Consider the following 15,799-nt stretch of genomic DNA (forward strand, 5'->3'; position numbering starts at 1 on the left):
AGTTCAGCACTATTTGCAACATTTTCTAAATTTGGCGGAATTTCCTTTAGTATAAATTCTGAACCGGTTTTTGTTTTTCCTTCTAATTTTGAAATAAAACCTGATTTGCAAGATGAAAAATTAATGTTTACAAACATTGACGATGTTGACAATAAAATTGACTTAGCATTAAGTTTATTTGATAAAAAAACACAAAAAAGTAGCAAATTAACACTTAATTTTGTTGATGTTCCTAAGAAAACTAACCAAAAAAATTCATCAGAATTTTTAAAGATCTTTAAGAAAAATTATAAATTTAACTCAGCTATTTCTAAACATTTAGCAGAAAACAAACTTAGTGTATCAGAATATTTTGTCCAAAATCCTCAAAATTTAAATCTTGAACAGTTTAATTCTTGATTTACTTCAAATTCAACTGAAACTGAAAATAAAACATTTCTAGAAGAAATTAAAGATTTAATCCCTAATTTTGCTCCAAAAAGTGTCGCTTTTTCAGTAAAAGAAAACAATAATAATCCTAAAAATTCTAATATTATCAATGTTGGACTAAATATTGAAGGTAATTTTGCTGATGGAACATTACTTCCTTTAGGTCTAAATCTTGGCGAAGATAATACCTATACTTTCAATTTTGAACTAGAATTTGATGCAAATGAAGAAATTTATGGTGCATATTTTAAAAACGCAATTGAGACTTTTGACAAACAAGGATCAGAAAATATTGACAATTTAAGCTTTGAAATTAAGAAAGATTTGCCAATTACAGTTTTTGCTTCAACAATCGATGATAAAATCAAACCTTTTTTAAATAGAACTTACGATATAAAAGATATAACAACCCAACTAGCCCCTTTTTTCGAAGCTCTTAATTTTTTTGCAACAAAAAGTAATAAAGTTAATCAAACTTCAATAGTTTCAAGTACTGAACCCTCCACTGATCAGGTCGCAGAAGGTTCGGCTACACCTGCAGCTGATGATACAAATGTTAGTGCTTTCACGACCTTATTCCAAGATACAGAAGAACCAACTCCAGCTCCTTCTTCAACCCCTCCCGCTTCTTCAAGTTCAGACTCAACCCCTTCTTCAAGCGAAAAGTCAAATACTCCAACCCCAAGTCCAAACCCAACTACCCCTACAAGTTATCAATCTTTAGGTGATTATCTAAGAAAACTTTTTGAAAACCTTGAAAAATCTAATCTTCCTGAAGGCACTTCTGTTTCTATTTCTGCAAATCATCAAGATGAAACCTATGAAATAAATCTTAAGATTAAAACCCCTAATGGAATTGAAAGAAATTTAACAGTTGAAGTTGATGATGTAAATAAAGACAATAAACTTTATAAATCTTTTTCTGATAGCGTAAAAACACACCTATTTTTAGATTGAAAAACTAATATTGAAACAGAAGAACAATCTTTAGAAGACGGTCAAAAACAGCAAGTTGTAAAATCAATTTCAGCCGTTAATAATCCAAATTTTAGATTTAAGGCAAACGAAGCACCTTCTGATAAATCAAAAGAAAAAGTTCATGTTGATGAACAAAAACAAGGTATTTATCTAGCTGAAGGTGGAATTTCTTTGGACAAAACTGTAAATAACAATACAGATCTAAAATTAAAAGACGGCGTTTCTTTCCTTTATGCTTTTAAACCAAAAAAATTACCCAAAATAGATTTTCTCCAATATTTTTTACTAAAAACAGGTGAAGAAGAAAATAATTTTAATTTAGTTATTGAAAAGCAATATAACGTGCACGATGTTTTTAAAATTGGAGCTGATTTTGTTCCTAAGCAGCCAACATTTTTTCGTAAAAATAGCGATGGATTCCTAACAACCGACAAAGAAGGATTTAAATCAACATATAATGGTGAAATTGTAGTTGTAACTGATGAGCATACTAAGAGAACTGCAATAGGAATTGATCCAAAAAATCCTCACAATGATTTTCATGATTTTCTTAATAATTCTGATTCCACTATTATTTTAGGCGTTGATATTGAAAAAAAAGGTGACAAATCGGTTATGAATATGAAGTTTTATTCTACTGAATCTGATGATGCTAAAAAACCGATTTTCACTTGAAGTCGTGAAATACCAACAGGCGCAAAATTAGATTTTGAAAAAGGTTTTACTTTTGGAACTACCAAATCACAACTTCAAGAACAAATTGACAAACAATTGGAGAAACTACCTCGAGGAAGATCTGAAACCGGAATAACCTTTAAAGGTTTTGTTTTATTCGACACACCTCAAACTGAAGAAGAATATAATAAACTTTTTGAAAAATTTAGATCCGAATATCTCTAATCACAAATTTTAATTATAAAAAAGCCTCGTTTTTACGAGCTTTTTTATAATTAAGTAACAAAATTTAAAGCCCAAAACTAAATAAGTTAGTAAAAAAATAACAAAAATGGAACAATCAAAATCATAGATAAAAATTAGTTGTCTGATTTTTTTTCTACTAATTTATCAGAAAAAATATTTATCTGAATTTTTTAAACTTATTTAGTGTATAATTTAATTTTATTTTCTAGTTTGCTCCTTAACTAATTGGACCAATCTAATCGATTTTTCTAAAAAAAATCTGGAAAACAAAAAGAAGCGGGGTAAAATAATGAAAAAAAGTATCTCAAAACCTGATTTTTCTAAAGCATTCAAAATATTTTTGAGTTTTAGCACCTTATCTTTAACAATTTCTGGAATTACTTTGATTGGTATAAAAAATCGCGATAAAACAGATCAAATTAACATACCAATTACCCACTCGGCCCAAGAAACTGAAGAACTTTTGGATAAAATTAATTATTTATCATTAGGTGATTCGATTTCTGCTGGTTTTAACTGGGATTATTCTTTTGATGTTAGAGGTATGCTTGATGAAAATAATCAAGTAAAAGGACTTTCGTATCCTGCCTTTTTTGCTAATTTTATTCAGAAAGTTAATCCAAATGCCCTTAAATCGTTTGACAATTTGGCACTTTCTTGAACAACAGTCACAGATTGACTATATTTACTTAATCCTGAAAATGAAAAATACAAAAATTCAGACAAAACACATTTTCGTTTCAATTATCATCTAGACAAAAAATTAAATTCGCCATATGGACAACAAATTCGTGAAGTTTTTGATGACTTTTCCGCAACAAGTTTTCCAAAACTCCACAAAAAAATTCAAGATTCAAATTTAATAACACTTTCATTAGGAGCAAACGATTTAATTGAATCTATTGATTTTCGTGTAATTGCAAAACCAATGCAAAAACTTGCCACAAAAGCTGAGGCAAGTTTTGAATTTATGCAAAATATTGAACTAGCCTACCAAAAAATTTATCGAAATTTGCTAGCCTTAGTTGAAAATTTGCGCAAAATCAATCCTAAGGTTCAAATCGTTTTAGTCGGCTATAATTCTTTGACATCAAATATTGTTAAATTTTTTGAAAAATTACTAACAAATGAAATAGGTTTGCCCGAAAACTATGCTAATTTAGCAATAAAACGTTTAAATTCAACAATTAAACAAGTTGCCAAAGTTCAAAAAGTTCAGTATGTTGACTTGTATAATGAAAAAATTTGACAAGAAAATCCAACTGAGTTTGCAACAAAAGAATTAGATATTCACCCTTCGACAAAAGGTTACAAAAAAATGGCCCAAGACCTCTTGTTCAAACTTGCTTTGGAACAAGATATTTTATTTAAAAACGAAGAACACAAAAAATTAGGCTGAGATAAGGATTATATCGAAAAAGATTTAAATAATTACCGTCGTACTTTAAATATAGCATCAAATTCACAAATTCTTGAGGCCTTAAGTCTTGAAGGCTCAACTGATAAGTTTATTTCTCAGACCTCTAAGATTGAAGAAAGAACGACTGCTGATATTCAAAAAACTGAAAAATCACCACTTGAAAATTTTGTAAATGTTATATTAAATAATAATTTTGGTGATTTTTTAAGCCGTTTTGTCCAGTTAGGACTCCAAAATAATCCAGGCGTGCAAAAAACTTTAACTGATTTTTGACAACAAAACCAAAAAGCTGGCGCTTCTTTTGCCCAAATTTTGCAAAAAATTTTCTCAAGTGGCTTTTTTAGTCAAATAATTTCGCGTTTTCAGACTTATGTTCAAAATATTATTGATACCCAGAACTGAGAAAAGGCAACAATTTCTGATTTAGTTAATCAAATTTTTGCTGATTTTGATGAAAAACAAATAATTGATGTTTTAAATACTGTTGTAACTTCTGAATTTGCCAGTGAAAATCCTGAAAAAACTAAAGAACTAATTTTTGCTTCTATTTTTGGTCAAAGTTTAGTTCAGGATCTTATAATTAATAATATTATCAAACTTGATGTTGCATATAAAGATAATTTAAAGGTAGTTTTTACTTTTGACTCAATTAGAAAATTATTTACAAAAATAATTACTGATTTTCAGTTTCGCACTAAAGACTATAAAAATTCTGCCACTTTTCAGCAAATAATCCAAACTTACCTTGAAAATCCTCAAAATGACGCTGATAATGTTAGTTTTATCCGCAATTTTATCTCAGAAACACTAAAACATCATGAGTCTGTTAAGGTTCTAGTTGGCATTATTAACGATAATTTTAATTTTAATTTGTCTAAAAATGATCAAGATTCGCTCACTGATCTTTTAGTTTCGCTTGCTGATGTTATTGTGCGAACAAATGTCTGGACCAAATTGAACGATATTGCTGCTAAAAACTTTTTAGAAGTTATTAAGAAATCTGATTATAAAAATATTGAGAGCATTTCATCAATTTTTGCTGACCAAATTTATACAAATTACACATCTTTTTTTAATGATTCCAAAAATTTACTTGATTTATTTCATGAACTCTTAAGTTTTGAGCTAAGCAATAATCAAATTGAGTCACTTAAAAAATTACTTAATAAATTCTACCCAATTTTAACAAAATTTGACCTAAGCAACTTTATTGATACTTCTTCGCCAAATTATGCTAGTTTTTCCTTTCTTTTTGATTCGGTCAAAGATTTTTTAGTTTCAAATTCATTCAAACCTTTATCAGATATCGTAAATTCAGCAATTAATGATTTTTTGATAAATAAAAGCCAATATAAGCGAATTGATGATCTAAATCGTTTTGGCTTTCAGTTTTTAGCTAATAATCTACCAAAACTTGAAGAAAATATTTACGATTTTATTGCACAAAATGTTAAAAATGAAAAGTTTTTAACTAGTCTAATTGATTTAATTAGCAATTCATTGACTGACCAAGGTCTAAAACCTAAGTCAGTTGAAACTTTTTCAGCAATTATTAGGCTAATTTTTGAAGATTTTTACGCTAAATATCAAATCTGAAAAGAAGATAAAACAAGTCCGACTAATAATTTAATTTTTGCTTTTGTTAAAGGTGCAATAAATACTTTTGAAACCTTTACAAAATCAAATTTTAGCCAGTATGACTCACTTAAAACTAACCTTGAATCGGCAAGAAAAGCAAATAATGAATCAGAAATTCAAGAATATTCAGCAAAAATCGTGCATCTTGATCAACAACTTTCATTTCAAAATTTTTCTAGTTATTTTCTAAATAATTTTTTTAGCCAAGAACAAATTTATTCACTTTTAAAAAGTCTTGCTAGCCTTAATTTTCAAAGCAAAATTACAAATCATGATCTGGTTTTATTTTTCAAAAACCTTTTTGACCAATCTTTTTTACATAAGCAATTAATCGAAAAATTAAACCAAAATAGTTTTTTTAACAAGGGAAAAATTCAAAAACCTCTTTTGAATATTTTATCTACCTTCTTTGAATCTTCAGAAGTTGAAGAATTACTTTCAAAACTTATTGATTACTTTTTTGACGATAAAAAGTTTGAAGAACACCCTGATTTTAATTCGTTAATTCAGAATTTTATTATAGAAAATTCTCAATTAATTGAAAAAGTTTTTACACTTTTTTTAGGAAATACAACAACTTGAGAATCAATTTCTCAATTTTTACAGGCAATTTTGGATGAATATAAACTAAATTTAAAACCAGAATCTGTTGATACAATATTAGAACTTGTTCGTGATTTTTTAACAAAACTAAAAGATTCAATTCTAAGTGTTAAAAGTGAGGCAACAATTCAACCGCCATTAACAATAAAATCAATAATTACTATTATTCTTGATGCAATTTCTAATAATCCAACCCCTAATAAATCGGTTATTGAGACTTTATTTGATAGTTTTAGCGTTGATATTGCAAATAATTACTATTCTCCAGAGGCAACAAGTACCCAAGATTCAAGTAAAATTAATCAAGATAAAATTTCTTCATTAATTGCTGAAGTAATGAAAACTGAGCCTATTTCAGAGCAAATTAAATCAAGTTTATCAACCATTCCAGATGAATACCGTGAAGATATTGCTCCAATTTTTGATTCATTTTTACAATCTGATGGAATTAAAGAATTATTTAATTCCTACTTTAAAATAGTTGCAAAAGCAAATATTAATAGGCCATTAAATAATTTGTCATTAATTAAGACTTTATTTGAAAAGCAATATTTTAACAAAATTATTGGTGAATTTATTGTCAAATTAGACGAAAAAAAGAATAATCTAACAACTAATTTTGCAAAACTAGCAGGAAAAATTTTTAAAACTGAATTTGAACAGAAAGATTTTGAACCTTTTTTCAAGCTAATTAAGAAAATAATTGAAAATAATATTAAAAGTTATTACAACGATGAGCCAGAGTCAATAAATATTTTTTCAGGCGAACCTGAAAAGATAAATGTGAGTCAAGATATTTCTGATTTTCCAATTATAGCTCAACCATTTAGTGATTCTGGTACTGAAGAACAATCGCCAAGTTCATCTACAACAGAAACGCAAAAACAAAACCTAGACAAAAAGCCCGCAAATTATTCAAAAGAAAATGCTTTTTTAACAAAAATTATAACTATTTTATCTAAATTCACTAACGGTCAGTTTTCTACTTCAAATTTGAATTCATTATTAGAATCTGAAATTGGAAATGAAGCGTTTATCGTTGATCTAGTCAAGCAAATTGCGTCAGTTTATGATCAAATTGATAAATCAGAAAAAGATAATATTTGAAATATATTGACAAAAATTTTTAAATCTGATTTTTTCAAAAAAAAAATTGAACTATTAAGCGTTGGAAATATTTCCAGTTTTTCAATCTTTAGCGGTCTGTCAGAAAAAACCAAGGAAAAAATTGAGCCAACATTTAAAAGTTTGTTGCTAGGATTTTTGCCAAATTCTGCAAACAAACTTTTTATTTTTCGAATTTTAGACTATATAAATAAAAATCAAGAATTATTTAAAGATGTAAAAACATTTTCAGGAATCTTAACTAAGTTTTTAGATGATAAAAATACCAATCAAACCCAGAGTTCGCAAAAACAAACTAATAGCCAATTTTTGAAAGGCTATTTGTGGCATGTGCTTGATTTTTTAGTAAAAAATGATGAATTTTTAGATATAGCCGTTGATGTAATTGCCTCATATTTAAATTTAAATTTAGAAGGCACCAACCCAAATTTAACTAATAAAGTTGAAAAACCAAGAGAGATTCCTAAAGCTTTTTTAAAAGAATTCATTGGTCTAGGTTTTGACAATCCTTTAATTTCCGATATTTTAGATCAAATGTTAGCAGCAGTTAAAACTTTAGATTCAGGTAAAGAAGCATCTAGTTTTTTCAGTGCTATTTTTAGTAAATTAGATTTTGCAAAATTAATTAATCTTGATTTAGTCGTTAAAATTGAACCAAAAATTAGTGTAGATGATTCAACAGGTAAAGCTTCAACCGAACAAAAAGATTTAATTAATGAACAAAATTTAACATTAAACACACCAACTGGACAAAAAATATCAGTTAAAACACTCGCTGATTTCTTTGATTTAATATTTTTAGCCTCACCAAACTGAAATAAGGCAAAGCAAAATGATGCTTCGCCAATTTTAAAAGAATTAAATCATATAAAATACACCGGAATTTCATTTAAGGATCTTTTCACATCAAATAAAAAAGATCCTCAACTTGAAGCAATTTCAAAATTATTTCATAGAATTTGGTACTCTGAGAACAAAGGAACTAGTAAAATATCAATCGATAATTTCAAAAAAACATCGAAAGGAAGACTCCTTTATAGGTTAGTGTTAATCCTTCTTTTTTACACATATGAATCTAGGATTTCTAATTCTTGAACTCGAACCTGAGCGTTTTATGGTGGTTTAATTTCATCTTGAAACGCTTCCGAAATAATTCGCGCATCGTTACAAAGCGGTCAACAGTCTAACAGAAATAATACGCAAGATAGTAGCTACAATAAATTTATTAATGACATAATAGGACAACCCCTCAAATCCACAAGTTGGTGAGGGATCAAAACTTGATATAATTCTCACGATGTAAAATTAAATGATATGCTAACAATGATTTATTATAATTCTGATAATAATCGATTTTCTAGCCGCACAAACCAACCTAAATTAAAAGACCAAATTTTGCAGCAAATTCATGATGGAGCCTATCCTGATTATTATCAAAATCCCTAAAAATTAATATACTACTTAAATAAAACTCTTTTTAATAAGGTTTTTCTATCAAAAGTTTATCGCATATTTTTCTATCTTCAAGTGGTTTCTACTATAATCGTGACGAAAGCTACTACTTAAATTTTTCATCAAAATCTTGCAAAATTAAAAGAATTCTTCCAAAATTGATTGTTTTTCTCGCTAAGTTTATAATTTTTTGCAAAAATTTAGTTTTGAAATCAAAATATTTAATATTCCCAAAAATATAATTTTGATATTTTAAAAATTGTATCGGTATAAAATAATAATATCGAGTAAATTTATGGTATAATTTCACAAAATGAAAATCTTAAAAAATCGCTATCTTTTTGTTCTTGATCTTGATGGCACAGTGCTTTCTGATAGTGCAAATTCTGAAATTCATCCCGATACTGAATCAGGAATTAAGCGCGCTGTTGAATTAGGACATGTTGTTTGCATTCTAACAGGAAGACCTTGAAGATCAACAAAACCAATATACGAAAAATTAGGTCTAAAAACAATTGTTGCTAATTTTAACGGTGCTTATATTCATAACCCAACAGATTCTGAATTTATTCCAACAATTAATTACATCAATTTAAACGACATTTTATATATAATGGGTGACAAACGGGTAAAAGCTGAAACCTCAAATGTTGCAATCGAAGGACCTGGATGAGCTAAAATCAAAAAACGCGATAAACAATTAGAGCAAGTTTTTGGATTTGACCATATTAAAAATCTAAAGCCTGGTCTAAATTTCCATAAAATACCTTTAAAACCGACTTGTTTAATTCTTGATACAAAACCAAGTACAAACATCAACGATTTTAAATCATATTTAGAGCGACGCTATGGCGATCTAGGTGAATTTTCGGCCTGATCAAAGGGAGAAAATCACACATACGTTTTTGATATGACCGCAATTGGGGTTAATAAATCTAAGGCTGTTTCAATGCTTTCGCGTTATTATAAAATTGACTTAGAAAATATAATTTCAATTGGTGATAGTTACAATGATATTGGTATGTTTGAAATTTCAACAATTTCTGTTGCAATGGCAAATTCGCCTTCGCAAGTAAAAAAACATGCAACCGTTATTCTTAAAAAAACAAATAAAGAAGGTGGTGTTGGTTATTATATTCACCGTTTTTTAAAAAATCCTGAAAAAGAAATCGAAAAATCAAAAAATGTTAAATATGCGCGTTCAGCAGTTTCAGTTCAAGCAACCGAGTATTAAAAAATGAAATTAGAAAAAATTGCAATTTATGGTGGTTCATTTAACCCCGTTCATAAAGCTCATATACAAATTGCAAAAAAAGCAATCGATTTTTTAAATTTAGATATGCTTTTTTTTGTGCCAAATTATATAAATCCACTAAAAAACAATAAAGAAAACAATATTGACCCTGCATTTCGTTTTGAAATGTTAAAATTAGTTCAAATTGAAAAAACACAAGTTTGTGATTATGAAATTAAAGCCAAAAAAATTAGCTACACAATTGAAACAGTAAATTATTTCAAGCAAAAATATCCTGATGCCAAACTTTTTTTAATAATAGGTTCTGATAATCTTGCCAGTTTTAAAATGTGGAAAAATTACAAAGAAATTCTTGAAAAAGTCCAACTTGTTGTTTTTAGGCGTAAAAATTATCCTGATTTAGGAAATGTCAAACGTTATAATGCCTTAATTTTGCCAACTCAGTTGCCTAATTTTAGTTCTTCGCAAATAAGAAATGGAAACTTTTTTGGTCTTGATCCAAAAGTAAATGCTTTTATTGGCGCTAATTTTTTATATGCTAATTCAATTCTTAAAGGTTTTCTTGGCAATTCTGACCGACTTATCCATTCAAAAAATACCGCTGAACTCTCAAGCGAGTATGCTAAAATTTACGGTCTGGATTCAAAACAGGCTTATTATGCTGGCTTATTTCATGATTTAACCAAAAAATGAACCAGGCAAGAACATATTGATTTTCTTAAATCCCAAAAAATCGATGCCAGCGACCTTCAAGACTATGAACTTCACCAACTTTCAGCTTCAATTTGACTAAAAAATGTTTATTTACTACCTTTTGAGCAAATAATCCGCGCTATTTCTTGTCATACAACCCTTTGTTTTGAAATGTCATTATTTGACAAAGCAATTTATGTCGCTGATAAATTAGCTCGTGGTCGTCGGTTTTCAGGTATTCAAAAATTACGCGACTTAGCAAAACAAGACTTAAATAAAGCCTTTAGCCAACTTGTAAGAATGTCCAAAATTGAGCATGAAAATATGAAAAATTCAGCCAATCAAATGAAACTATATGAAAAACATCAAAATTAAAACTGCTATTTTTTATGCTGATAAGCAAGAACAAGTAAATTTAGAATTGCTTGGTGCAAAATTTATAAAAAATGTTAGCGTTTTAAACCTAAATTTTCTTGTTTATGAATATAAAAATATTTATTTTTTTTATATTCATTCGCAAATTGGCTTAATTAATTCAGCTATTTTTGCTCAGACAGTTGCAGTAAAATTTTTAATTACTAATATAATAAATTATGGCGCTTGTGGTGGAAGGTCATCAATTGATTTTTCAAAAATGAAAAATCAATTGATATTTCCTAAACGTTTTTATTTACTTGATGCAAAAACACCTTGATATCAGCCAGGCCAACTACCATTTGAACCTAAATTTTACGAGAATAATTTACTTGCTACTGAAAATTTTAATTTAGGCTCATCAAATAGTTTTATTTTTGAAGAAAATCAAGTAAAAGATTTTCAATTTGTTGATTTTTTTGATATGGAATCATTTTCTTTTGCTCAAATAAGTGCCAAAAATAGCTTGAATTTTTATTGTATTAAATATTTAAGTGATAAAATTGGCCAAAATCTTGACATTTCCCAAATTAATTTTAACATAAAACAAGGCGCTCAAAGTGCTGTAGAATATGCCTTAGCTCTTCTTGAGAAAATCTAAAAAAAAATTTGTTCACTATTATAAATTTGCAAAAACAGTTTGAAAAATTAAATTATAGTTTTTCAAACTGTTTTTGTTTTAAAGTGGCATAAAACACTGACAATTGTTCACCTTTTTTATTGTGTATTAGATTAAGTGTGCAAGGTTTAGTGCTTTATTTTAGATTCTGCTATTTTTCTTTAACACCTTTAATCAACGTTTTAAGGCAAGAAAGTATGATAGTTTTTTGTGAAATTTTTAAATTTTTTTATATTTTAATATTGAAATTTAAAAATTATTCATTAAAAAATAAAGTCCAAAAAAAATGCCTTGTTATGTAATGTTTTATTTTATTATATTGTAATATTGAAATCATTATAATTCACTTTTGTGATCTTTTCTAGTAAAACATGAATTAAAATATAAATATTAACTATTTTTGATTTTCGTTGATTAAAATATGTATAATATTTATATAAAGATAATTAGGAGGATGTGCTATGAAAATGTCAAAAAATAAACTATTTAAGGTTTTCCCCTTACTATCGTTTTTAGCAATACCAATTTTTTCAGGTCTTATTTCGCTCACACTTTCATCAGAATCTAACAAAACTGGTAATTTTGCAAATACTTTTGCTAATAAAATTAATTACGACAACAAATTATCAAAATCACAAGAAGATCTTGCTGGTTTTAAGCAAAAAAATAAAAAAATATTTAGTAGAAAATCTAATCAAAAATTCACGAATTTTTCATTACTAAAATCTAGTAATGTGGAAAATGTTTTAAAAGCTGAAAATGTAGATATTAAAATATTTTTAGATTTAATTGATACCAACAATAATTCCTTAAGTGCAAATGTTGAATATTATCAAACTAAAAACAATGAATATTTAAAACAAATAATTTCGCTCCTTGAAGAAAATAATATAAAAATAAATAGTAGCTATGTAAGCAAATTGTCGCCAATAATATGAATTAATATTAATTCACTTGCTGAAAAAAAATCCCTCGAATTATTAGAAAAACTAGATTTTGTTTCATTAGTAATTAATAATATAGAAAATACAACAAACTCGGATTCACTCCCGACTTATTCTGCTAAATCTTCAAACCAAGAAGCTAAACCCAAAATATTTTACAGCAACTTAGAACATGCCGCCTACTATTACTCATATTTAAGAAATACCAAAGATTATTTTACAAAAGAACAGGAAATAGTTGATTATAAGCATATAAGAGATAATACATACGAAAAAGTCGGAGTAATTGAACCAGGTATGAGCGGTACCTATGATGAAAGCGATTCCCTCAAAGCTCAAATTCCAAAATACTTGGTTAATTACTATAATATAGGTCGTGCTGATTCAAAAAAAACTAATGAAAATCAAAATGATCACGCCAGTTTGGTTTCTGGAATAATAGTAGGAAAGAGCGGATTCGCATTTAATACTGAATTGCATCTCGCAAATTTAGGTAAAGAAGTAAAGTTCGACTCCCCTGTTTGAATGTCAGTTTTTGAAAAACTAATAATTGAAAAAGGAGTTAGAGTAATAAACCATAGCTATGGATTTGATTTTATAGATAAAAAAGACGTTGATGCTGATTTTAAAGATATTTATGGTAATAATTCTATATTAAAAAACTCTGTCTCTCGATATATTGATCATCTTTATTATTTGGATTTTCTATCAAGAAAATATGGTGTTATAAATATTTTTGCTGCCGGAAATGAATATGATCATAGATTAAAAAATAAAGATCCTGAAAAAGAATATGGCTACATATCTGGCTATGCTAATGCAATAAATTCTATTGTTGTTGGCTCTAGTTTTGGTACAAAAGAAAACTTCTATGCAAGTAATTTTAGTAATAGATTATTACCAAAGGCTCTAAAAGACTTGCCTAAACCGCTAATAGTTGCTCCAGGCGAGAATATAGTTGGCTTATCTGATCAAGAATCGCCAGAATCAGGAACTAGTTTTTCTGCGCCAATTGTTACCGGTATAGTCTCAACCATAATTGGTGCAAATCATCATTTATTTGATAAAAAAAATATTATTCCAGCAATAAAGAGTGTGTTGTCTTCATCTGCGGTAGATAGCAAATTGGATTATCAAGGTATAAAGAATTTTGTTGAATCTACAAAAAAAGAAAATGAAAAACAAAACACATGGTCTTCGATTGATAATTACATAGAAGATTCTAGCAAAAGGTCATATTTGCAAAATTATGAAAATGAACACAAATCTAAGCCAAATGGTTTTGATACAGCAGTTGGTGCGGGACAAATTAATTTCGCTAATATACAAAAGGCAATAGAAAATTTAAAAACTTTTTCTGTATCATTTGAAAACACTGATGAATATGTTTATGTATCACCAGAAATAAAATTAAATAAAGGAAACAAAATAAAAGCTTCGCTTGCTTGAGCTTTTAACGCAGGATTAACAAAACCCCTAGAAAAATATGAATCCCCCCTTAATACGTGGTACAATAATTTACTTACATTTGGTTTATCATATGTTGCTGGTAAAGTCGTAGAATCAGCATATAATAAAGCTTTACAATCAAAATTTGAAAAAGAATATCATCCTAAACATCCTGATGAATGATTAAATAGAGAAACTCTCCTTAATAAACAAAAGAATTGATTGTTTAGTGATTATGATTTAAAATTGCAAAAAAAGGTGGGGGACAATTGACAAAGCATCTATTTAGATTTTGGTTCTTCAGCATCTTCGAACGTTGAGTTAATAAGATATTCAGCAGAAGAATCAGGGGTATACCGAATCCTGGCAAAGAAATATACTTCTTCTCTTTTTAAAGAATCGGTAGATGATAATTTGGCGGTTTCATATGTTATACAAGAAAAATAAAATATTTTTTATAGTAACTATGTTAGTAACTCCTTGGTTACTTCCTATAATTATTCTTGCAGTTCAAAATTTTTCTTTTGGAAATAAAACACGTTTTTCTACTCAACATTCACAAAAACCTATTATTTGAGTAGATGATAGTGATGATCTAATTAAATCAAATATTTTTTCATATAATGATTTACTAAATATTGACAGCAAAAAAGCACCTTGAATTCAAAACTCTAAATGGAAAAATACTTTTCTACAAAATCCTGAAGAAATTCAAGAAATAGTAAAAAAATATTTATATTTTCAAGAACAAGATTTTGCTAATAATTCAAATGATAAAACAACTAAAAATTTAGCAACTTTTTTCGGTAATCAATATAATAATAAAAAGAATGAATTTGGTTTTAATGAATTAAAATTAAATTCGTCTATTTGATTTACCGGTTTATTTTCTAATAATTTTTTAATCATTGAAGATTTCGACGATTATTCGGATTTTTTTAAACGATTTGAAGATAAGCAAGAATTTGAAAGAAAAAATTTAAATAAAGATTTCTTTGATAATAACCGACTTCTAGTTTATGTAAAAGAAGACGAGTCAAATGTTGTTCCTATTTTTAACAAAACAAGTCTAGAAACTAATTTATCACCAATAGATCTAATTACCTATAAAAATCAGAATTTAATTATTTCAATTGATCAAAAATTTTCAAATTATTTAAAAGAAAACTCTTCTTCTAAAAGAAGAAGCGAGGGGTTCCAAATTTTCTATAAATCAATTCCTAAAAATTCTTATAATAAATCATATCCGCTATCTTCAATAAAAATTACCGATATAGAAGATTTGGTTCTGTATAATTCGCTAGACAAAACATCAGCAGAGTTTAGTAATTTTTTGGATTTTATTAATAAAAAAAACACAATTTTGTCAAGAAAAAATTTGAAAAAGAATAGATTTTATGCATCACAAATTGATAAAAACATATCTAATTTAAGTGAAAATAAAATATTTTCAAACTTTAGCGAAGTAAAAGACTTGATAAATAACAAAAATTTATTGAAAAATGAGCACTGAAAAAGCGCATTTCACCTATCAAATTTATTTATACCCATAAAAACACAGGACAATACATACAAATTTAATAGTTTCATCTTGCAAAAACAACAATTAAAAGAGATTTTTCAAGATGAAATTATTTATTGAGAATTTGATAAAAATTCCAAAAAAGTTTTAATTTATACTTTAAATTACAAAGACATTTTCCATGGAATTGGAAAACAACCTGAAAACTTTAATTTTGATAACTTGTTACAATTTGAAAAAATTGATATTGGTGATATTGACGTCCAAGAAATTGAAATAAAAAAATTAAATTCCATCGAAGATTTCAATAATTTATACAATAAAACAGTGGTGTAAG

7 protein-coding genes are annotated in these 15,799 nt (G+C 27.4%); all 7 read left to right on the forward strand.

Annotated elements, in window-relative coordinates; all coding sequences use genetic code 4:
* Positions 1-2,307, forward strand: a 2,307-nt coding sequence (locus R7X45_RS02530) for a hypothetical protein (RefSeq protein WP_318055796.1), incomplete at its 5' end; no start/stop codon positions are given.
* A 310-nt stretch (positions 2,308-2,617) separates the two neighbouring features.
* Complete coding sequence (locus R7X45_RS02535; protein ID WP_318055797.1) at positions 2,618-8,560, forward strand: SGNH/GDSL hydrolase family protein; 5,943 nt, start codon at positions 2,618-2,620, stop codon at positions 8,558-8,560.
* 319 nt (positions 8,561-8,879) lie between these two features.
* Positions 8,880-9,800 (forward strand): Cof-type HAD-IIB family hydrolase, encoded by a 921-nt coding sequence (locus tag R7X45_RS02540; RefSeq protein WP_303466273.1) that lies wholly within the window; start codon positions 8,880-8,882, stop codon positions 9,798-9,800.
* Between the two features lie 3 nt (positions 9,801-9,803).
* Positions 9,804-10,889: a nicotinate-nucleotide adenylyltransferase gene (locus R7X45_RS02545; RefSeq protein WP_318055798.1), complete on the forward strand. Its 1,086-nt coding sequence runs from the start codon at positions 9,804-9,806 to the stop codon at positions 10,887-10,889.
* On the forward strand, positions 10,870-11,529 hold the full coding sequence (locus R7X45_RS02550; protein WP_318055799.1) for a hypothetical protein: 660 nt from the start codon (positions 10,870-10,872) through the stop codon (positions 11,527-11,529). Before R7X45_RS02545 ends, R7X45_RS02550 begins: the two co-directional genes overlap by 20 nt.
* A 479-nt stretch (positions 11,530-12,008) precedes the next feature.
* Positions 12,009-14,387: a S8 family serine peptidase gene (locus tag R7X45_RS02555; protein ID WP_318055800.1), complete on the forward strand. Its 2,379-nt coding sequence runs from the start codon at positions 12,009-12,011 to the stop codon at positions 14,385-14,387.
* Entirely contained in the window at positions 14,368-15,798 is a 1,431-nt protein-coding gene (locus R7X45_RS02560; protein WP_318055801.1) for a hypothetical protein, read from the forward strand. The genes R7X45_RS02555 and R7X45_RS02560 overlap by 20 nt, the downstream gene beginning before the upstream one ends.
* The last annotated feature ends 1 nt before the right edge of the window (position 15,799 follow it).

Origin of the sequence: Mesomycoplasma ovipneumoniae (assembly GCF_033343935.1) — a bacterium.
GTDB lineage: Bacteria > Bacillota_I > Bacilli_A > Mycoplasmatales > Metamycoplasmataceae > Mesomycoplasma > Mesomycoplasma ovipneumoniae_G.